Annotated in this window: 18 protein-coding genes; 14 read left to right on the forward strand and 4 right to left on the reverse strand. The window is 66.9% G+C overall.

Annotated elements, in window-relative coordinates:
* The first annotated feature begins 102 nt into the window (after positions 1 to 102).
* The 3 genes from ACFQPS_RS05550 (at position 103) to ACFQPS_RS05560 (ending at position 2,153) form a co-directional block, all read left to right on the forward strand.
* Positions 103 to 1,341, forward strand: a complete 1,239-nt coding sequence (locus ACFQPS_RS05550; protein WP_377357136.1) for a beta-barrel domain-containing protein — start codon at positions 103 to 105, stop codon at positions 1,339 to 1,341.
* A 160-nt stretch (positions 1,342 to 1,501) separates the two neighbouring features.
* Entirely contained in the window at positions 1,502 to 1,756 is a 255-nt protein-coding gene (locus ACFQPS_RS05555; RefSeq protein WP_377357138.1) for a hypothetical protein, read from the forward strand.
* A gap of 61 nt (positions 1,757 to 1,817) precedes the next feature.
* Positions 1,818 to 2,153, forward strand: coding sequence for a hypothetical protein (locus ACFQPS_RS05560; protein WP_377357140.1), 336 nt, complete (start codon positions 1,818 to 1,820; stop codon positions 2,151 to 2,153).
* 631 nt (positions 2,154 to 2,784) lie between these two features.
* Here the strand turns inward: ACFQPS_RS05560 and ACFQPS_RS05565 are convergent.
* Positions 2,785 to 3,609, reverse strand: coding sequence for an IS5 family transposase (locus ACFQPS_RS05565; RefSeq protein ID WP_377357143.1), 825 nt, complete (start codon positions 3,607 to 3,609; stop codon positions 2,785 to 2,787).
* Between the two features lie 11 nt (positions 3,610 to 3,620).
* On the opposite strand from ACFQPS_RS05565, the gene ACFQPS_RS05570 reads away from it, so the two are divergent.
* The 10 genes from ACFQPS_RS05570 (at position 3,621) to prmB (ending at position 13,743) form a co-directional block, all read left to right on the forward strand.
* Complete coding sequence (locus ACFQPS_RS05570) at positions 3,621 to 3,947, forward strand: cysteine peptidase family C39 domain-containing protein (RefSeq protein WP_377357345.1); 327 nt, start codon at positions 3,621 to 3,623, stop codon at positions 3,945 to 3,947.
* A gap of 359 nt (positions 3,948 to 4,306) precedes the next feature.
* Positions 4,307 to 5,020 carry a hypothetical protein gene (locus tag ACFQPS_RS05575; protein WP_377357144.1) on the forward strand — a complete coding sequence of 238 codons (714 nt, stop codon included), beginning with the start codon at positions 4,307 to 4,309 and terminating at the stop codon, positions 5,018 to 5,020.
* A 405-nt stretch (positions 5,021 to 5,425) separates the two neighbouring features.
* Positions 5,426 to 5,560 carry a class IIb bacteriocin, lactobin A/cerein 7B family gene (locus ACFQPS_RS05580; protein WP_148213450.1) on the forward strand — a complete coding sequence of 45 codons (135 nt, stop codon included), beginning with the start codon at positions 5,426 to 5,428 and terminating at the stop codon, positions 5,558 to 5,560.
* Positions 5,561 to 5,684: 124 nt separating this feature from the next.
* A complete protein-coding gene (locus ACFQPS_RS05585) occupies positions 5,685 to 5,837 on the forward strand; it encodes a hypothetical protein (RefSeq protein WP_377357147.1) in 153 nt (50 codons plus the stop codon).
* A gap of 142 nt (positions 5,838 to 5,979) precedes the next feature.
* The gene (locus ACFQPS_RS05590; RefSeq protein WP_377357149.1) at positions 5,980 to 8,133 is read left to right on the forward strand and encodes a peptidase domain-containing ABC transporter; all 2,154 of its coding nucleotides are present in this window, start codon (positions 5,980 to 5,982) and stop codon (positions 8,131 to 8,133) included.
* Between the two features lie 180 nt (positions 8,134 to 8,313).
* Complete coding sequence (locus ACFQPS_RS05595) at positions 8,314 to 8,937, forward strand: hypothetical protein (protein ID WP_377357151.1); 624 nt, start codon at positions 8,314 to 8,316, stop codon at positions 8,935 to 8,937.
* A 108-nt stretch (positions 8,938 to 9,045) separates the two neighbouring features.
* On the forward strand, positions 9,046 to 10,173 hold the full coding sequence (gene mtnA, locus ACFQPS_RS05600; protein ID WP_377357153.1) for an S-methyl-5-thioribose-1-phosphate isomerase: 1,128 nt from the start codon (positions 9,046 to 9,048) through the stop codon (positions 10,171 to 10,173).
* 90 nt (positions 10,174 to 10,263) lie between these two features.
* The gene (locus ACFQPS_RS05605) at positions 10,264 to 11,397 is read left to right on the forward strand and encodes a hypothetical protein (RefSeq protein WP_377357154.1); all 1,134 of its coding nucleotides are present in this window, start codon (positions 10,264 to 10,266) and stop codon (positions 11,395 to 11,397) included.
* A gap of 69 nt (positions 11,398 to 11,466) precedes the next feature.
* Complete coding sequence (locus tag ACFQPS_RS05610) at positions 11,467 to 12,630, forward strand: hypothetical protein (RefSeq protein ID WP_377357156.1); 1,164 nt, start codon at positions 11,467 to 11,469, stop codon at positions 12,628 to 12,630.
* An 84-nt stretch (positions 12,631 to 12,714) separates the two neighbouring features.
* Positions 12,715 to 13,743, forward strand: coding sequence for a 50S ribosomal protein L3 N(5)-glutamine methyltransferase (gene prmB, locus ACFQPS_RS05615; RefSeq protein ID WP_377357159.1), 1,029 nt, complete (start codon positions 12,715 to 12,717; stop codon positions 13,741 to 13,743).
* 12 nt (positions 13,744 to 13,755) lie between these two features.
* Here prmB and ACFQPS_RS05620 read toward each other — a convergent pair whose 3' ends face one another.
* A complete protein-coding gene (locus ACFQPS_RS05620) occupies positions 13,756 to 15,774 on the reverse strand; it encodes a sensor histidine kinase (protein ID WP_377357162.1) in 2,019 nt (672 codons plus the stop codon).
* A 369-nt stretch (positions 15,775 to 16,143) separates the two neighbouring features.
* On the opposite strand from ACFQPS_RS05620, the gene ACFQPS_RS05625 reads away from it, so the two are divergent.
* A complete protein-coding gene (locus ACFQPS_RS05625; RefSeq protein ID WP_377357165.1) occupies positions 16,144 to 16,368 on the forward strand; it encodes a DUF1289 domain-containing protein in 225 nt (74 codons plus the stop codon).
* A gap of 597 nt (positions 16,369 to 16,965) precedes the next feature.
* On the opposite strand, the gene ACFQPS_RS05630 is transcribed toward ACFQPS_RS05625, so the two are convergent.
* Together ACFQPS_RS05630 and csb2 are read right to left on the reverse strand one after the other, a co-directional pair.
* Entirely contained in the window at positions 16,966 to 17,208 is a 243-nt protein-coding gene (locus ACFQPS_RS05630; protein WP_377357347.1) for a CRISPR-associated endonuclease Cas2, read from the reverse strand.
* Positions 17,209 to 17,270: 62 nt separating this feature from the next.
* Positions 17,271 to 19,517: a type I-G CRISPR-associated protein Csb2 gene (csb2, locus tag ACFQPS_RS05635; protein WP_377357166.1), complete on the reverse strand. Its 2,247-nt coding sequence runs from the start codon at positions 19,515 to 19,517 to the stop codon at positions 17,271 to 17,273.
* Positions 19,518 to 19,523: the final 6 nt, after the last annotated feature.

The raw sequence follows: 19,523 nt of genomic DNA on the forward strand, positions 1-19,523 counted from the left end.
TCCGCAATTTCGTAAGGTTGATGTTGCGGGCGGCATGACCCTCAAGGGTTCTGTCGCGCGGCAGGCATCGAGCAGAGGATCGGCAGCGTCGGGAAGGGCATCGTGGCGATAGAATTCCGTCGAATTCCCGCCCTCGCAGGTCAGCGCACCAGCCTGCCGCTGGGATTGACGCCTGTCGCCTGGCCGGTTCTGACGGCGTTCCTGGCGGGATCGGTCGGCCTTGCCCTCGCCTTCGCCGCGACGGCCGGTTATGCGCGGAAGGAGACGGTCACGGGCTTTCTCGCTCCGGCCTCCGGGGCGCTGCGGGTGGCGCCCGTGCGCGCCGGGACGCTCGCATCGGTCATGGTCGCCAACGGCGACCGGGTCGCCGCCGGTGACGCCCTGTTCGTCCTGGACACGCGGCATGCCCTTGAGGACGGGAGCACGCTGGACGCCGCGCTGCGCCGGTCGCTGGCGCAGCAGGCCGAGTTCCTCGCCGAGCAGATCGCCGCGGAGGAAGCGCGCAGTGCCGCGGAGGCCGAGCGTGTCGCCGCGCGGATCACCGGTCTGGAGGCGGAACTGGTGGCGCTTGCCGAGCAGCGCCGGTTGCAGGTCGAGCGCGCGGCGGTGACGGGAGAGCGCCTGAAGGCGCTGTCCGACCTGAGGACCAAGGGCTACGTCTCGGAGGCCGAGTACCGGGCGCGGGAGGAGGCGTGGCTCAGCCAGCGCCAGAACCTCGCCGTCCTCGACCAGCAGATCACGGCCACGAAGGCGGAGATCGCGCAGACCCGGGTCCAGCGCGACCAGCTCCCCGCCGAAACGGCCGACCGTCTGGCCCGGCTGCGCTCCTCGCTGGCCGATCTGCGCCAGCGCGAGGCGGAGGTGGCGGCCCAGGGCGCCCAGGTGATCCGCGCACCGGCGGCGGGCCGGGTGACGGCACTTCAGGCGGCACCCGGTCAGCGGGTGGACCCGCAGAAGCCCGTGCTGACCCTGGTGCCCGAGGCGGCAGCGTTGCAGGCGGAGCTGTTCGTTCCCTCCCGCGCCATCGGCTTCGTGGATACCGGCCAGCGGGTGCGGCTGATGTACGACGCCTTCCCGTTCCAGCGCTTCGGTGCCTATGGCGGGGTGGTGGCGGACGTCTCGGAAACCGTGCTGGCCCCGGACGAGATCATCGGGCCGGTGCGGGCCCAGGAACCCGTCTACCGCATCGCCGTGACCCTGGACCGGGCGACGGTGGACGCCTTCGGCAGGCAGGTCCCCCTGCAAGCGGACATGACCGTGACGGCGGACATCATCCTGGAGGAACGCAGCCTGCTGGAATGGCTGCTGGAGCCGCTGATGAGCGCACGGGGGCGGATGTGAGGATCGGGCCGAGGGGGATTTGAAGACAGATGGATTCGTTTGTTCCTTTTACTCCACCTCTGGAGAAGGAACCACCAACAGCGCAGGGCTGGTAGGGACATAGTGGATCGGGGTGTGGACCCAATCCGCTTATCGTATTATTTAGCTGAGGAGAACGAGCATGACTACAATGGTTTCTTACCATGGTTCATCTGTCATGCCGAACATGGATATAGTCGAACTAACACTGGATGACATGTGCGTTGTCCATGGTGGATCAGATAACTGGTCTCTGTTCAAGCGAGAGTTCGCCAAGGCTGCTGGCCGTGCAGCCGGACGCGCGGTCGTGGGCGCTGCCTTCGGTGGTGCTGTCGGTGCTGCCGTCGGCGTCGGGTGGGGTCTTTATGAGGTCGCAATGTTCTTGATGGATTCATGATAACTGAGATGCCATTGCGCTTCATGGTGCAATGGAACCTGCTTTCTGAATGAGAAAGCAAATGACTAAAGAAAATTTCTATGAGAAAGCTTGGAAGATAACGATCCATGCACTGATGGTTTCGTTTCCTGTGTGCTTCATAGTATACATCAGCGGTAGATTTTTCGCTGCCGAGCCACTGGGTCCTGGTGTCTATTTTTCCGCCTTTATCATAATTTTTTCTCTCCTGCCATTTTCGTTGATTGTGTTTCCTGACAGGTGGCGCGAGGCAATCAATATAATTGGTCCCAAAGACAAAGCACTTGAAAGAGATGAATATACGATTGAAGATGCCGGCATCTTTATAATGTCTGGATTGACCGCGTTTATTTTTAAGGCCATGGTTGTCGCATCATAATGCATCGCCCTTGATGTCGATGGCCTCAGAGCCTGTTTGAGAACGTCCCTAGATCACCATAAGTAGCATATCGTACGTTGAACGTCGCACTATATGCTGGGCCATATTCCAGTTTTCAAACGGACTCTAATATCTACTGAACTAGGTGAGAAAATGATATGAGCAAAATAATTTCAGAATTAATCAATTATTTTAAATGATTTTTCCTTAAGATTTTGAGTGGTTTGCGCAAAATAAATTTATATAGATCAAATCCATTATTTTGCCCATTTGGGCTTTGGCTTTTCAAACCAGGAGGTGTGCTGTGAAAAATATTGATTTCGAAGATCTCGATTTGGTTTTCGGTGGAACGAGTAATGAAAGCACGCCAAATACAACAAGCGAGGACGATATTCCTGGGCCGCGGCATTGCTTTCCTAAATGGTTTTTGGAATAGCGTCATTTTATGAGTTTTATGGTGGTAGATGCCAGGGCCACCAGGCCCTGGCATCTTTTCTGAAGCCATAAATCTACAAAGGCGTTTCGTGTTTAGGAATTACGAATGATATGAATAATAATCCTAATTGAATATTGATCGCGAAAGATGAATATAGTACGCTAATCTGAGGCATTCAGAGTCCGTTTGGAAACCCTACCTGTGGCTGATGCGGCGTAGGAGGAGCGAACCCATGGCGAGGTGGATCATGGCCTCGGAGACGTCGATCCGCTTTTCACAGTCGCGGACCAGGCGTCGCCAGCGGAGCATCCAGCCGAAGGTGCGTTCGACGACCCAGCGGCGGGGCAGGACCTTGAAGCCGGGCTCGTGATCGGTTCGGCGGACGACCTCGACGACGAAGTCGAGGAAGCGGGCCTTGTCCATCAGCTTGCCCCGGTCATAGGCGCCATCGGCGAACAGGTGCTTCACCCAGGGCCAGCGCTTGCGGATGGCGTCCAGGATGAGCTGCGCGCCCGCGCTGTCGGAGATGTCGGCGGTGGTCAGGTTCACCATGAGCAACCGCCCGTCCGTATCTACCGCGATGTGACGCTTGCGGCCGTTCACCTTCTTGCCCGCATCAAAGCCACGCGCCGCCGCCGCAGGGGCCTTGACCGACTGGCTGTCGATGACCCCGGCGGTGGGGGTTGCCTCCCGACCAGCGCGCTCCCGGTCGATCATCAGGGCCACATCGTGGATGGTGCGGAACAGCAGGCGGCGCACGAACACGCGGAACCACCAGTAGACCGTCTGCCAGGGCGGGAAATCCTTCGGCAGCATCCGCCAACCCCCGCCGGAGCGGGCCATGTAGCGGATCGCGTTCAGGATCTCGCGCAGGTCCACATCCCGCTTCCGACCGGTCTTGCCCGGTGGCGGCAGAAGCGGTGCGATCCGCGACCATTCCTCATCGGTCAGGTCCGTCGGGTAGCGTTTCGTCTTCTTCTCGATCTCGGCCATCCGGCCACGGTTCGCTCGGGTCCACATCCCGAGCTTGAATCACGCCGCCAAACCAGCTTCAAGCCTTTTCAAACAGACTCTCAGAATGCGGGCTGGCCTGCCTGGCCATGGTTCTGGGCCATCATGGCCACGTGACCGACCTATCCGCCCTGCGGCGGCGCTTCTCCGTGTCGCTCAAGGGCACAACGATGAAGACCATCGCCCTGATGGGGCAGAGGCTGGGGCTGGCGCACCTCAAGGATCTCAAGCTGCCGGCCATCCTGCACTGGGACATGAACCATTTCGTCGTGCTGGCGGCGGTGACGGGCGACCGGGTTACCATCCACGACCCGGCCAAGCGCGGTGGACGCCGGATGGCGCGGTGACGATGGTCAAGCTCCTGGTGCTCCAGGCGCTCTACGGCGGCCCGACGAACTGACCGGGTCCTTTCCGCCCCGCGGTTGCATGCAATTAAAATCGTCCAGAACCGGCGTTGATGCCACCCATATTGGGTATTGCGATCGATCCGAAATTCCGTAAGGTCGATATTTCCTGCGATAAAAGCCTCAGGATTTATGTCGCTCAGGGAAAGGCGCCGGATCTGTGGGGGCAATATAGGTTGCGTGGTGGAGGAGTCATCGTGTGCAGGAGTGTTTGTCGGGGCCGGTTCCGATTCCACAATCATTAAATCCTATCGGAAGGGCGTGTTCAGATCCTCCGGTGACTCTCAGATAGTGAGCTAAATATGGGTAGAGTATTTATCTCGCAGGAAATTGCGGTATTGATTGCCTTTTTACCGGCCTTGCTCGGCATTGCTATTCTGCTTGCCACAGTGAACTCGGCCAATCCATCGACGTCCATCATCGGAGGGATGCTGATCGGGGGAAGTCTGGTTCCATTCTTGAGCTTCAAACAATACATATCAGAAGTTAATCGGAAATATGGGCGTCAAAACCACGCTTTTGCTGTTTTTTTATGGCTTGCGAACGCCCTTGGGGGGAATTTCAAATTAAAAATTACATACATATTCCATTTTTCATGCATTGCCCTGTTTCTGTTGAGCTTACTCTACGACCCTATGAAGGAATATGTAATCGGCATCTGCTTTTTTTCGAGCGTTTTTACTCCATTGATCTACCTGCACTCGCTCTCTGTCGCTCGTGCGCAATCCCCGACACATATGGTCTTTCCCCTTCTCGGCGGCGGGAGCTGTGTCTATGACGGGCGTGGACGGGAGAGTGTTCCGGGTCTGAATCTGTTGGGGGGAACCCTGCTGCCCCTGCTTATCGTCATTCACTCCGCGTCGGGAATATTCATAGCGCTCTGGCTCAGCGGAAAACTTGAGAACACAAACACAGCGCAGGCGGTCATCCTGACAAGCTGCCTGCTGCCGGTATATTACCTGAAGACGATTGAGCGCTTTCTGAAGACGACCGGCTTGTGGTGCGACGAGGGATAAGGTCTGCAACGGCCAGAGCCTGATCTATCCAGGATAAAAGAGTGCCATCCAAAATGAATATCTGCCACAGAGCATGCAGATTTGGATTTCGGGTCAGTCTGATCGCCTGTCGCTGGGAAGTCGCGTGCTGGACATGCTGGTGGCGCTGTGTGAATTCCATGTGCCCATGAAATGGCGATCCGCTTGTAACTGGACGTGATTCATTCGTCTGCGCTGGTGGTCAGGAGGATTTGTCCGGAATCATATTCATTTGCCCATTAACAAGCCGACGATGGGCTCACGATCCGGACGCACACCCGGGATGTCGGGCGCCTGGGGCGTGGTATGCGGCAACCAGAACCTGGAGGTTTCATGTCTTCTGCGTTGATCTGCTCTGATGCGGCCGCTTTCGGTGAGGGGGCCGTCATGACCGAACTCTCGTTCGACGACCTCGATCATGTGAGCGGCGGCCCCAAGCCCCTCGTGCTGATCGCGGCCTTCGGGTCCGGCGCCGTCCTGGGGGCGGCTCTGGTGGTCGGCGTCTACTATCTCATCAAGTGAAGCCATGATCACGGAACGGAACGATGAAGAACTTCCTGCGAAGTTCTTCGTCTACGGTGTGGTCTCCGGCGCTCTGGTCGCGCTGCTGACCCTTCTGATCATGAACTGAAACGGGAGATGTGTCATGGTTCCGCAGAATAATTCTGTGCAGATCGTCGAACTGGACGACCTGGATCAGGTCTCCGGTGGCGCGGTTCCCCTTGTCGCTGCCTATTTCGTCAAGGGGTTCTTCGCGGGCGCCGGCACGGCGCTCGCGGTCCTGAAGATCATGAAGTGAATGTCCTGATGTGACAGGACTTCGTCATTCGTCCATCCACAGGGACATCGACGATCCACTTCGGCAGACGGCCGCCCCGGCGGCCGTCTGTTCTGCGTCTGCCTGAGTGTCGGCCGATACGGCATCTGAACGGAGAACGGGCGTGAGTCTTGGGGGCATGGCTTTCGGGCAGCGACAGAACACCCCGGTGGTTCTCCAGGCCGAAGCCATGGAATGCGGGCTGGCCTGCCTGGCCATGGTGCTGGGCCATCATGGCCACGCGACCGACCTGTCCGCCCTGCGGCGGCGCTTCTCCGTGTCGCTCAAGGGCACGACGATGAAGACCATCGCCCTGATGGGGCAGAGGCTGGGGCTGGCGCCGCGGGGACTGCGGCTGGAGCCGGCCCACCTCAAGGACCTCAAGCTGCCGGCCATCCTGCACTGGGACATGAACCATTTCGTCGTCCTGGCGGCGGTGACGGGGGGCAAGGCCACGGTCCACGACCCGGCCAAGGGCGTGCTGCGCCTGACCCTGGCGGAGCTGTCGCAGCACTTCACCGGCGTGGCCCTGGAACTCACGCCCACGACCGGCTTCGAGAAGAAGAAGGAGCGCTCGACGCTGGGCCTCTTCTCCCTGTTCGGCCGGGTGGACGGGATGACGCGTGCCCTGGCCCAGGCCCTGATCCTGTCGGTCGTGCTACAGCTTTTCGTGCTGGCCAGCCCCTTCTACATGCAGCTTGCCGTGGACGAAGCGGTGATGAAGGGCGACGGCGGCCTGATGGTCGCCCTGGCCGTCGGCTTCGGTCTCTTCACCCTGATCAATCTCGGGGCGCAGTGGCTGCGCTCCACGGTGCTGCTGATCCTGGGAGCCGTCGTCAACCACCAGATGGTGGTCAATCTGTTCCACCATATGCTCCGGCTGCCGCTGGACTGGTTCGAGAAACGCCACATCGGCGATCTGGTCAGCCGCTTCGGCTCGACCCGGCCGATCCGTGACCTGATCACCGACGGGCTGGTGGCGGCCCTGGTGGACGGGGTGATGGCCGTCCTGACCCTGGTCGTGATCTTTCTCTATTCGCCCGTGCTGGCCGGCATCGTGCTGGTGGCGCTGGTGCTCTATGCCGCTGTCCGCATCGCTTCGTTCCGGTTCCTGCGCCAGCGCGAGGAGGAGGTGATCGCCGCAAGCGCCAAGGAGCAGACCAGCTTCATCGAAACCGCGCGGGCGATGCAGACCATCAAGGTCTTCGGTCATGAGACGGAGCGCGAAGGCGTCTGGCATGACCGCTTCGCCGAGACGATCACCCGCGGCGTCCGGCTCGGCCGCCTGAACATCGGCTTCACCCTTGCGAACGGCCTGATCTACGGGGTGGAGAACATCCTGGTCGTCTATGCCGGTGCGCGGCTGGCGATGGACGGCGACCTGACGGTCGGCATGCTGTTCGCCTTCATGGCCTACAAGCAGCAGTTCCTGGACAAGGCGACCAAGCTGCTGGAGACCGCGATCCAGTACCGCATGCTGGACCTGCATCTGGACCGCATCAGCGACATCGCGCTGGCGGAGCGGGAGAAGGGGCTGGAGCGCGATGCCACGGAACCGTTGATCACCCGGCCGCTTCAGGGTCGCATCGCCTGCAAGGGCGTCGCCTACCGCTATGCCGAGGCGGAACCCGACGTGATCGCCGGCCTGGACCTGGAGGTGGCGCCGGGCGAGTTCGTCGCCATCACGGGGCCTTCCGGCGGGGGCAAGACGACGCTGCTGAAGGTGATGCTGGGCCTGTTCCGGCCCACGGCGGGGGAGGTGCTGGTGGACGGGGTGCCGCTGGACCATATCGGCCCCGGCGCGTTCCGCGCCCAGGTCGGCGTGGTGATGCAGGACGACAGCCTGCTGTCCGGCACGCTGGCAGAGACCATCACCTTCTTCGATCCCGCCCCCGATCTCGCCTGGATGCGCCAGTGCGCGGCCATCGCCGGCATCGACGCGGAAATCATGGCAATGCCGATGAACTACAACACCCTGGTGGGCGACATGGGGGCGGCGCTGTCCGGCGGGCAGCGCCAGCGGGTGCTGCTGGCGCGCGCCCTCTACCGCCGCCCCCGCATCCTGTTCATGGACGAAGGCACCAGCCACCTGGACCTGGCGAAGGAGCGGGAGGTGAACGCTCACATCGCTCAGCTCGGCATCACCCGCATCGTCATCGCCCACCGGCCCGAGACGATCGCCGCCGCCGACCGGGTGCTGCTGCTCCAGGATGGTCGCATCCTGGAAGCCGTGCCCGCCGACAGGCCGGTGGAGCCGCTCGCCATGACGTGCGCCTGACCGACGGTCCGGTCGGTGTGGACTCTCCGGCCTGTACGGAAGATCGGGCCTGTACGGAAGCCCCGACCTGTACGGAAGATCGTCGCAACCCGCATTTTTCTTCGTTGCATTGACCCGACGTTAACCATGGAAGGGTGACAAAGAAGGGCGACACGGTCACAGCCAGAGGCGCGCCCGACCATGATGACGGAAACGCTCGACGCCCCCCCGCCGGTCCCGGCGAACGACGCCCTGATCCGCACCCTCTATCTGGGCGGCGCCAACACCATCGAGATCTCACGCCAGCTCGGCCTCGGCATCAGCGAGGTGATCGGGCGCATCCGGGCGCTCGACCTGCGTCCGCCCTCCATGGGCGTGCGCCGCAGCCCCGAGGCCCGCAGCGCGACCGTTTCCGGACCGGCCGTTTCCGGACTGGCCGTTTCCGGAGCGGACCTCCCCGGGAGCGGCGTGGTCCTGGGAGCCACCGAGCTGTGCGACGCCGGCCCCGCCCCCCTGTCCGGCGTGGCGGCCCCCGCGGTCCTGATCCCGTCGGCCGGCTCCCTGCCGCCCGCCCGCCCGGCCCCGGTTTCCGCCGGCCGCCCCCCGCTGCGGGCCGGGGCGGTGCTGCATGCCGCGGAGAAGGCCCGGCCCGCCGCCCTGCGCCGGCCGGCCCTGGACGCGCTGGACGACGAGGACGAGGATGACGAGCCGCGCGCCACGCCCGGCCGCCCGCGCGGCTGGCTGATGCCGGAGGATCAGGTCGAGGCGCTGTTCCTGCGCGCCGGCCAGCGGTTCCAGGACGTGCAGTTCCGCCGCCGGGCCTGATCGTCGCAGCGCGCCGGCGCAGGCCGGCCGGTCGATGCGGGGGCTTGATCCCGGCGGCCGGCCTGCCGAAACTGCGGCCCTTGCTCCGTTGCCGGGAAGGGCCTGCGCATGAAGGTCGATGGCATCCATCGCCGCACCATCTGGGTTGACGCGGACGGCTGGTCCGTCGGGATCATCGACCAGACGGCACTCCCCTTCGCTTTCCGCACCCGCCGCCTGACCTCGCTGGAAGAGGCGGCCGAGGCGATCACCAGCATGGCCGTGCGCGGCGCCCCCCTGATCGGGGTCACCGCCGCCTACGGCATGGCGCTGGCCATGCGCGAGGACGCCGGCGACCGGGCGGTGGACGCGGCGCACGACCGGCTGCTGGCGACCCGGCCCACGGCGGTGAACCTGCGCTGGGGCCTTGCCCGCCTGCGCGAGGTGCTGTCCGTCACCCCGCCCGCCGACCGGGTGCGCCGCGCCTATGCCGAGGCCGCCGCCATCGCCGAGGAGGATGTGGAGGTCTGCCGCGCCATCGGCCGCCAGGGCATGGCGCTGATCCGCGGCCTGCACCAGCGCAACCCGCACCGCCCGGTCAACCTGCTGACCCACTGCAATGCCGGCTGGCTGGCCACGGTGGACTGGGGCACGGCCACGGCGCCGATCTACATGGCGCACGATGCCGGCATCCCCGTGCATGTCTGGGTGGACGAGACGCGGCCGCGCAGCCAGGGCGCCTTCCTCACGGCCTGGGAGCTGGGCCACCACGGCGTGCCGCACACGGTGGTGGCGGACAACACCGGCGGCCACCTGATGCAGCACGGCATGGTGGATCTGGCGGTCGTCGGCACCGACCGCGTCACCGCCCGCGGCGACGTGGCGAACAAGATCGGCACCTATCTGAAGGCACTGGCGGCGCACGACAACGGCGTGCCCTTCTGGGTCGCCCTGCCCAGCAGCACCATCGACTGGCTGCTGGAGGACGGCGTCCACGGCATCCCGATCGAGACCCGCGGCGACGAGGAGGTGACGGAGATCACCGGCCGCACCGCCGACGGCCGGATCGAACGGGTCCGCATCGTCGCCGACGGCTCGCCCGTCGCCAACTACGGCTTCGACGTCACCCCGGCCCGGCTGGTGAGCGGCTTCATCACCGAGCGCGGCCTCTGCACCGCCAACCATGAAGGGCTGGCCGGGCTGTTCCCCGACCATGCCGAGCGGTCCGCCCGGCAGCGCGCCGCCAACGACGCCTGACGCGGCGCGCGAGAGGGGGCGTTCACAGCGGCGCGGGTCCGCACGTCCTTCCGGCGGGGGCATCCGGTCGCCCCCTGCCGTGGAGGACCCATGCCCAACTACACCCGTTACCTCGACGTCTTCCTCACCCATTCGTCCGGCTGGTACGATTTCGCCGGCGAGGTGGCGGAGCAGGCCAACCATCAGACCGCCGCCCATGGTCTGGCGCAGCAGGTGCTGATCACCGGCGTGCCGCCGGCGGGAACGCCCGGCGGGGCGGTGCTGACGCCGCAGCTCCCGACGCCGCCGCTGAACGCCTCGGGCTATGTCGGCGTCGTGGTCCCGGTGGCGCACATCGCCGGCGCCGTCGTGAACCCGGCCTATCAGCAGTATGTGCAGTGGGTCGGTGACACGGGCCAGATCGGCAAGATCCGGGTCAACAGCCATGGCGACGGCCAGGGCCATTTCCTGATGTACGACCAGCCCCATACCGCCTCGGACGCGGCGAACGCGGCCCAGCTCGTCGCCTGGCTGGCGGCGAACGGCATGCCGCAGCCGACGATCGGCATGGTCGATACGGTCTTCGGCAACAAGGCGTCGAACGGGCTGGTCACGCTGGCCTTCGCCTTCTGCATGGCGGCGCGCGGTCCCACCGAGGGGGCTTCGCAGAGCCTCCTCTCCGGTGCCCTCAACCCCGGCCCGAACTCGGCGGTGGCGGATGCCATCACCGCCCTGAGGGCGCAGGGCTGGCGCGGGGTGGAGGTGACCGGCAGCAACGAGATCACGGCTTCGACCGACGGCCGGCAGAACCAGGCGGTGCGGGCCCCCTCCATGACCTCCCTCGGCTTCCCGGCGGGCATGGATTTCCAGACGGACGCGGGACCGGACGGAACGGGCACCCAGATCACCGTTCCGCACGGCTTCCTGGTCGAATACTCCTACTGGTCGGGCACCGGCAGGATCCACATCCCGCCCACCTATACGGTGACCCCCGATCCGGCCAACGTGACGAACAACCCGTCCGGCGGCTGGGACATCCAGGCCCCCACCTATTCCATCCCGGCCGGCTGGCTGCTGACGCGCGACCCGTCCGGCCTCGGCGGCAGCATCGCCACGCCCGCCGGCTGGCAGGTGACGCCCAGCCCCAACGCCCAGGGCGGCGGCATCCTCTTCAACCCCGCCGTCAACGAAGGCGAATGGCAGCCGCTGACCCATTCCGATGTCAAGGTGCGGGCGATCTCCTGACCGCCCCGCATCTCCCCAGCATCCGGTCCCCGGGCGCCCCCCGGCCGGCCGCGGCGTCGTGGAGGACACATGCCCGGTTACACCCGATTCCTGGAGGTCTTCCTGACCGGCCCTGGCGGCTGGACCGATTTCCACGCCGACATCAAGCCGCAGCTCCAGTACCAGAGCACGAAGCACGCGCTGAGGGCAGCGCGCCTCATTTCGATCAAGACCAGCCTGTTCGGCAGCGATGTCACGTCCGTGGTGCCGAAGCCACCGCCCAAGGACGTGGACAGATACAACTACATGACCGTTGCCGTCCCCGTCGCGGATATCGACAGGGCGACAACGACGCCCGCCTACCGGACCTACATGAGGTGGGCGGGGGATCTGGCCCAGGTGGGCAAGATCCGCATCAACTGCCATGGCGACGGTAAGGGCAACCTTCTGATGGGGAGCCGGGACCGCAAGTCGGTGGACAGCACCACGGCGCGGAAGCTCGTCACCTGGCTGAACGCCAACGGGATGGCGGCGCCACGCTTCACCGGGGGAACGGGGCTTCCGTTCGACAAGGCGGACAAGGGCTTCATCACCCTGTCGATGGCCTTCTGCATGGCGGCGCGCGGGGCCTCGGGGCCGGCATTCACGGAGCCGATCTTCGATGTCGTCAACCCCGGCCCCAACTCCGCCGTGGCGGACGCCGTGGACGCCTTCGTCGCCCTGGGCTGGCACGGGATCGAGGTGACCGGCAGTAACGAGATCATCAGGTCCTCAAGCACCGGCATGCAGAGCGTGGTCACGATGCCGACCACCGTCGCGGCAGCGACCTCCGCCGCTACCTTTGCCGCGAAGAAAGCCCCGGCCGTCGCCTTCCTCCCCGGAAGGCTGCCCTCCGGGACGGGGGCGACGCTCACCGTTCCGGTCCCCTTCAAGGTGGCATACGACGCCACCGTGTCGAAGGGCACGATCACGGTGCCCGACTGGTACCGTGTCTTCAGGACCGCCGACGGCTGGCGGATCGAGCCGCCTGCCTTCCATGTCCCGTCCGGCTGGGCGGTGGAACCCGGCGCCGGCGGGTACGGCGGCACGATCACGACCCCGTTCGGCTGGGACGTGACGCCGGCCTCGGGAACCGATGCCGGCGGCGGGATCAGCAATGCCGGGGCCTCGCTGGTGCTGCCGCCCGGGGGAAGGCCGGCCGCTGCCGTGCAGGACCTCCGCAAGTCCGTCGTCAAGGTCCGCGCCATCTCCTGACGCGCCCGCCGGCCCGGTGCTGGTACTCCGGAATGGGACCTGATAGGACTCCGGGGCCCGCCCCAGCCGGAGAGGTCCCCGCCCATGCCCCCCAGGTCCAGCACCAAGACCGCCCCCTCGTCAGGCGCCCCGTCCGGCGCTCCGGCTGCCGCCCCGCCGCCCGTGCCGCCCGCCCGGCGCTTCCCCCTGCCGGCAGTGGATGCGGCCACGGCCGCAGCGGAACTGGTCACGGTGCGCGACTTCCTGCGCCATGCCGTCAGCCGCTTCCGCTCGGCGGGGCTGGTCTACGGGCACGGCACCACCACCGCCTATGACGAGGCGGCCTTCCTGGTGCTGGAGACGCTCCAGCTCCCCATCGACCAGCTCGACCCCTATCTCGACGCGAAGCTGACCCCGGCCGAGCGTCGGCTGGTGGCGGAGATCGTGGAGGCGCGGGTGACCACCCGCAAGCCGGCCCCCTACCTGACCGGCCGGGCCTACATCCAGGGCGTGCCCTTCCATGTGGACGAGCGGGTGATCGTGCCGCGCTCCTACATCGGGGAGCTGCTGTTCTCCGACCTGTTCGGCGGCGACGGCTTCACCCTGGTGGAGGACCCTACCGAGGTGGGGCGGGTGCTGGATCTCTGCACCGGGTCCGGCTGCCTTGCCATCCTGGCCGCCGGCATCTTCCCCGATGCGATGGTGGATGCCGTGGACCTCTCGCCCGAGGCGCTGGAGGTGGCCCGTATCAACGTCGCCGAGGCGGGGCTGGAGGACCGGGTCAGCCTGATCCAGGGCGACCTGTTCAAGCCGCTGAAGGGCCGGCGCTACGACGTGATCCTGACCAACCCGCCCTACGTCTCGGCCGAGGCGATGGCGGAGCTGCCGCCGGAGTACCGGCACGAGCCGCAGATGGCGCTGGGGTCGGGCGAGGACGGGTTGGACATCGTCCGCCGCATCCTGGCCGAGGCGCACAAGCACCTGACGGAGGAGGGCGGCCTGCTCTGCGAGATCGGCACCGGCCGCGCCATCCTGGAAGCCGAGTATCCCGACACCGAGTTCACCTGGCTGGAGACGGCGGAGAGCTTCGGCGAGGTGTTCTGGCTGACCCGGGAGCAGCTCGACGATCTGTGATCCCGGCAGGGGTCAGAAGGGGAACCGGGCGGCGCAGACCGTCGCGGTTCCCGCCTTCCCGCCACCGCTCAGGCCGCCACTTGTCAGGGACGACGCCTCCGGGGGGGAGTCGCGCCGGACCCGGTCGGCCGGCAGCCAGACGCTGGCCAGCGTGCCGGCATCCGGCGTGCTCTCCAGCGTGAAGCTGCCGCCATGCAGCTCCACCAGCGCCTTGACCAGCGGCAGGCCAAGCCCGGCACCGCCGGCATGGCGCGTCAGCGGCTTCTCGATCTGGCGGAACGGTTCCATGGCATGGGCCAGATCCTCCGGCCTCATGCCGATGCCGGTGTCGCGCACGGTCAGCAGCATGCGGCCGTCCTCCGTCTCCCGCGCGCCGGCCGTGATGCGGCCGCCGGGCGGGGTGAACTTCACGGCATTGCTCAGCAGGTTGGACAGGATCTGTTTCAAGGCGGTCTCGTCGGCCCGGACCAGGGGCAGGGACTCCTCCAGCGCCGTTTCCAGAGTCACGCCGCCCTGCAAGGCACGCTCGCGGATCAGGCGCAGGCTGCCGCGCACGACGCGGCCGATGTCCACCGTGCGCTCCTTCAGCTCCCGCCGCCCCGTCTCGATGGCGGACAGGTCCAGGATCTCGTTGATCACGTCCAGCAGCACGCGGCCGCTCGCGTGGATGTCGTTGGCGTAGTCCGCATAGGCCGGATTGCCGATCGGCCCCAGGGACTGGGCCGCGATGATCTCGCTGAAGCCGATGATGGCGTTCAGCGGCGTGCGCAGTTCGTGGCTCATGTTGGCCAGGAACTCGCCCTTGGCGCGGTTCGCCATCTCCGACTGCTGCATGGCGGCGCGCATGGCTTCGGCGGCCCGGTGCCGCTCGGTCACGTCCTCGCAGGAGCCCTGGAAGCTGGTGATCTGGCCGGCCGCGTTGCGCAGGGCGCGGGCGGTCAGGGCGAGCCAGACGGTGCTGCCGTCCCGGCGGCGCATCTCCGCCTCGAAGTCCTGCACCGTTCCCTTCTCCCGCATCTGCCGGAGCATCTCGGCCCGCCGGCCGGGATCGACGTAGAGCTGGCTGCCGATGTCCAGCAGGCCGACCAGCAGGTCGGTTTCCGAGCCGTAGCCCAGCATCCGGACCATCGCCGGGTTGGCGGACAGGAAGCGGCCCTCCAGCGAGGTGATGAAGATCCCCTCCAGCGTGTTCTGGTAGAGATCGCGGTACTTGCGTTCGCTCTCCGCCAGGATCGCGGACACCCGGTCGCGCTCCTGGATGCGGGCCTCCAGCTCCAGGTTCGCGCGCCGCAGCGTCGCCGACATCCGGGCATGGTCGCGGGAGCGGCGCTGCACGGCCTGGGCATAGGCCGCCAGGGCCACCGTCACCGCCAGCACGAAGCAGAGCGTCGCCAGGGGAATCGCCGGCGACACCGGTGGCGCGGGCGGCGGCTCCAGCCGCAGGACCCAGCCCTGGTCGGGCAGCTCCAGCATCAGGGCGCCGGGGCCGGCGGGTGGCGCCACGGACCCCGGGGCCAGGAGCGTGGCGCGGAACGCCACGCTGCCCGGCAGCGGATCGTCCGACAGTTCGCGGGCCGGCACCAGGGCGGCCACGCTGGCGGGACCGCCGTCGGCCGGGACGGTGCGCTCGAAGACCAGGGTGTCGCCGGCCAGCCGCACCCCGTCCCCGGCCCGCAGGTCCGGCAGCGGCCCGTCGGGCAGGACGCCGGCGCTGCCGTCCGCAAGCCGCCAGGCGAAGGCGCCCAGATGCGGGTGGCGGTCCAGCAGGGTTCCGGCGAAGCGGGGCAGCGTGCCGCCGTCGGCCCCGCCGACCAGCAGGGCGGCGGCGGCGTCCGCGGCGGCGTCCGCCGCGGCGATGCGGTTGAGCAGATCCGTCACCGCGGCATGCACCGTGATGTGGTGGCGGTCGCGGGCCTCGGTCACCAGCGTCGTCTGCACGATCGCCGTCAGCAGGATCGCGGCCGCGACACCCACGGCGACGACCATCAACGGAAGACGGAGCCAGACCTCGTCCTCCGCCGCCGGGGCCATCCCGTCCTGGGGACGATGGACGGACGGTGCGGCGGAAGGACGGGGGCCTGGGGTGGGCACCGGGGTGGGGGATACCGTGCCGGTGCGGTCCCGACGGGTCATGGCATGGGCCTCTGCTCTGCCCGGCCAGAGTCGTCCCCCCGCGTTAAATTTCACTTAAGTACCGGATATCTGTGACCGTCAGGGTACGGATGCCGGGCATCCGCCGGCACTGGACGGCAGGTCCGTCGGACCTATCTCCGTGCTGCACCGCGATCAGAAGAAAAAAGGGAAGCCCGTGTCCGTCCGCCCCATGCCGGTCCGATCCCCGGGCGTGTCCCCCCTGCGCCTGCCCTCTTCCCGGTTCCGCCCCGCCTGCCGGAGGCCGGCATGACGGGCGGCCCGGGGGGGCGGGGGGCTGCCGCGGGAATGCAGGACCCGGACGACTACGTCGCCAGCCCCTGCACCCGTGTCTGCAAGGTGGACCCGGCGACCCGGCTCTGCATCGGGTGCCGGCGCTCGCTGGAAGAGATCACGCTCTGGGGCAGCATGACCCCGGATCAACGCCGGGCCGTGCTGGCGATGCTGCCCGGCCGGTCGGTGCCCCGCCGCTGACGCGGGGGCCCGCTCTTAGGTAGACCAAGCGTCAATGAGGCCTCGGCCTGATGGGCCGAGGAAGGGTGATGAAATCGGGGTCCAGTTCACTGCTCATCCTGCCACTCCTCGCTTCAATGAGGCCTCGGCCTGATGGGCCGAGGAAGGGCCGCCGTCACGTCGTCCAGCGCAAGGCCGTAGTCCTGCGCGCTTCAATGAGGCCTCGGCCTGATGGGCCGAGGAAGGAGCATCTACCTGCCGAACTTCACGATCCCGATCCCGGAGCTTCAATGAGGCCTCGGCCTGATGGGCCGAGGAAGCTACCCTTGTCCAACCTGCTGTAACTCCCTGGTTTTTCCAGAGGGAATCGAGCGGGTCCGGATTCGGGGAGGTGAGGGGGCGCTCCAGAGGGTGGATAGTGCTTCACAATGTCCAAGAACCCAAGATAAAACAGGATCTTGCCTGGGGGCGAGCGGGGTCCGCCTTTCTGTGGGCATCGCGCCGCTCGCGGCCGGGGTCGGCAGACAGGCCTGGATGACGCGCGCCTCGCGGAGGATGGCCTGGAAGCTCTTGCCCAGACTTTCCACACGCAAATCCACCTCATCCGCCGGCCCCACGTCAAGGATCCGGACTTGGTCCTCCGACGGTTTGATCTCGCGGTCGAGGCGCATGGCCAGGGCGGCGCGCCGTCAGCCGGCACTGGAAGACCGACAGCTGCAACCAGTGGTCATAGGCCTCCATGACCCGGAACACGCGCCGCCATCGCTTCTGATCGGCGACATCGTAGGTCACGATGTAAAGCCGTTCATTGCGCGCGGCCCTGGGGCGCCCCTCCGGCGGGATCGTCCTCGGGCAGATCATCCACCAACGCGTGTCGCTCCGTCTGGCATGAAGAGCCAAGGATAGCGCAATCCTGGTGAAAATCAGCCTTTAGTTATAATATGGGCGCGGTCATCAATCCGAAACCGCCCCCCACCCCGGTGCGCATCCCGGCCCAGCAGGACCGGGCCGGTGACCGTCTGGGCGAAATGCAGGGTGACGCGGGCGCACAGGCCCTTGCGCGGTCCGACCTGGCTGTCGCTGACCTCAATCGCCGTCGGCGCCGGCAGGCCGCGGCGGTGAAGCTCCCGGCGCACATCATCCGCGATGAAGGCGGCTTTGTCCGCTCCCGTGTCGGGATGCCGGGTGGGGCGATAGCGTGTCAGGCTGGTCCAGATGCGGCCCCGCTCGGCCGGCAGCGCCTGTGGCGGGGAGAGGGAGAGCAGGCCGGCGGCATCGGCCCGCACCTGCCGCAACTGGTTGGTGATGCGGACGAAGTCCCCCCTGTCCCGACCTTCGGGCTGATAGGTTCGATCGACCCGCCAGGGGGCGATCACCTGCACCTGGTCCAGCCGGCCGTCGCCATCGGTATCCAGCACCGCGACATAGACATGCCGGTGTTCGCCCGGGCGCGCCGGTCCCGGCCCGTCCAGATGGCCGGAGAACAGGGGCAGCACACCGCCGTCCGGCGTGCGGGCCAGACTCATCAGGGCGGCGCGCACGGCCCGCGTCACAGCCTCCCGCTCTGCCAGCGGTGGGCGGGCATCCGGGGACAGGCCGTAGGACAGGGCGTCCGCCTGCACCGCCGCCCCCGTGTCCGGAGCCATCAGGCCCAGGCCCAGCCAGCGCCCGTCGCCCAGCAGCAGCGGCCCCGCCACCGGTTCGGCGAAGCTGATCGCCACATGCCAGAGCCGGTGCCTGGAAAAGCGCGCATCGGCAAACCGCTCCGCCCCCTCTCCCTTGACGAAGAAAGGCTCGCGTTGCAGGCGGATGGACAGGACCGTGCGGGGGGCCAGCCCGGCATGGCGGCAGGCCTCCAGTACGGCAGCGCGGGCGCGGTCTTCCTCGTCCTGACGCTCCTGGCCGGTCTTGAGCTCCACCGCCCGCACCCGCTCGTCCGCATCGCGCAGGCGGTCGGGGTCCAGGCGGCGGCGGGTGGCCGGCAGGGCCAGCGGCGTGATGCTGTGCCAGTGGCGCTCACCTGCCGATCCGACCCCGTACTGCCCGGCCATGCCCAGATCGCTGCTGGCCACCAGGGTCGGTTCCGGCCCGTCGGCGATCTCCCCCGTTCCGGGATCCAGCCGCAGGTCCAGGCCGGAGAAGACGGAGACCACCTCCTCCCGTGGCAGGGGGCAGTCGGGCGGGATCTCCAGCAGCAGACGGCGGATCGAGGCGTCGGTGTGCGGCGTGCCGATGGAGGGCAGGGGGATCAGCCGCACCCGGCGGTCCTTGTCCGCCGGCCCGGCCTCCCGCCCGACCAGGAAGCGGTCGATCTGCGCCGCCCGTTCCGGCAGGCGCCGCGTCAGCACCGCCGCGGCCAGATCGCGGAGGCGGGTGGTCAGCTCCACCGCCCGCCAGAGCGGCCAGGGATGGAACCGCCCGTCCTCCTGTCGCAGCTCGTACAGGGTGTGGGCGGGAGGGCGGTCATAGGCGACGGTGCGGAAGGCCGGCTTGGGCGGCCGGGTGAAGTTCAGCGTCAGGGTACGCCCTTCCTTTCCCGGCTGATATTGCCGGCGGGTGGCGGTGAAGCGCTGCTTCAGGCTGATGAGCGATCCGGGTTCGGGGCAGCCCGGGTCCCGGTCCGGATGTCCGGGCCGATTGCTGGGCCGGGCGATGGTCCCGCCATGGGCCCGCAGCCGCTCTTCCGCCTCGTGCCAGTCCAGCAGCTCCGCCCGGGCGAAGGCTGGATCGATACCGCGGCCCAGTGTGTGCAGCCGGTCGGCCAGATCGGCCACGGTGCGCGCCAGCCCTTCATGCGCCCGGTCATAGGCCCAGGCGTAGAGCAGCCGCGGCTCACCGTCCAGCAGGGTCGGGCGGACCCGCTTGGGCACGCGCAGCTCCGCGACCCGGTCGGGATCGCCGCCCTTCGCATCCAGGCTATTGTTCGGGACGTAGTGGACCGTTTCGGAACCGCGAAAGGCGGGCGCAGTGGCGATATGGGGTGGATGCAGGGTCTCCAGCCATTGGAGGGCCTGATCCTTGTCCGTGCCGCCCTCCGCCGCCCATCGCCCACCATAGGCCCCGGCCACCAGCGCCTGGAACAGCCGCCAGGGAGCAGGCGGCCAGTCGCCGACGCCATGATAGCGCGCGTCCAGCAGTGTCACCTCAATCAACAGGGCGCGGTCGGCCATGAATCC

Origin of the sequence: Rhodocista pekingensis (assembly GCF_042665545.1) — a bacterium.
Lineage (GTDB): Bacteria > Pseudomonadota > Alphaproteobacteria > Azospirillales > Azospirillaceae > Rhodocista > Rhodocista pekingensis.

What these genes read in the sequence shown, in the direction of transcription:
- ACFQPS_RS05620 (WP_377357162.1), bottom strand. Translation starts at nt 15,774, where the DNA reads ATGGCCCCGGCGGCGGAGGACGAGGTCTGGCTCCGTCTTCCGTTGATG.
- ACFQPS_RS05565 (WP_377357143.1), bottom strand. Translation starts at nt 3,609, where the DNA reads ATGTGGACCCGAGCGAACCGTGGCCGGATGGCCGAGATCGAGAAGAAG.
- ACFQPS_RS05560 (WP_377357140.1), top strand. Translation starts at nt 1,818, where the DNA reads ATGACTAAAGAAAATTTCTATGAGAAAGCTTGGAAGATAACGATCCAT.
- ACFQPS_RS05605 (WP_377357154.1), top strand. Translation starts at nt 10,264, where the DNA reads ATGCCCAACTACACCCGTTACCTCGACGTCTTCCTCACCCATTCGTCC.
- mtnA (WP_377357153.1), top strand. Translation starts at nt 9,046, where the DNA reads ATGAAGGTCGATGGCATCCATCGCCGCACCATCTGGGTTGACGCGGAC.
- ACFQPS_RS05580 (WP_148213450.1), top strand. Translation starts at nt 5,426, where the DNA reads ATGACCGAACTCTCGTTCGACGACCTCGATCATGTGAGCGGCGGCCCC.
- csb2 (WP_377357166.1), bottom strand. Translation starts at nt 19,517, where the DNA reads ATGGCCGACCGCGCCCTGTTGATTGAGGTGACACTGCTGGACGCGCGC.
- ACFQPS_RS05585 (WP_377357147.1), top strand. Translation starts at nt 5,685, where the DNA reads ATGGTTCCGCAGAATAATTCTGTGCAGATCGTCGAACTGGACGACCTG.
- ACFQPS_RS05630 (WP_377357347.1), bottom strand. Translation starts at nt 17,208, where the DNA reads ATGATCTGCCCGAGGACGATCCCGCCGGAGGGGCGCCCCAGGGCCGCG.
- ACFQPS_RS05625 (WP_377357165.1), top strand. Translation starts at nt 16,144, where the DNA reads ATGACGGGCGGCCCGGGGGGGCGGGGGGCTGCCGCGGGAATGCAGGAC.
- ACFQPS_RS05610 (WP_377357156.1), top strand. Translation starts at nt 11,467, where the DNA reads ATGCCCGGTTACACCCGATTCCTGGAGGTCTTCCTGACCGGCCCTGGC.
- ACFQPS_RS05575 (WP_377357144.1), top strand. Translation starts at nt 4,307, where the DNA reads ATGGGTAGAGTATTTATCTCGCAGGAAATTGCGGTATTGATTGCCTTT.
- ACFQPS_RS05555 (WP_377357138.1), top strand. Translation starts at nt 1,502, where the DNA reads ATGACTACAATGGTTTCTTACCATGGTTCATCTGTCATGCCGAACATG.
- ACFQPS_RS05595 (WP_377357151.1), top strand. Translation starts at nt 8,314, where the DNA reads ATGATGACGGAAACGCTCGACGCCCCCCCGCCGGTCCCGGCGAACGAC.
- prmB (WP_377357159.1), top strand. Translation starts at nt 12,715, where the DNA reads ATGCCCCCCAGGTCCAGCACCAAGACCGCCCCCTCGTCAGGCGCCCCG.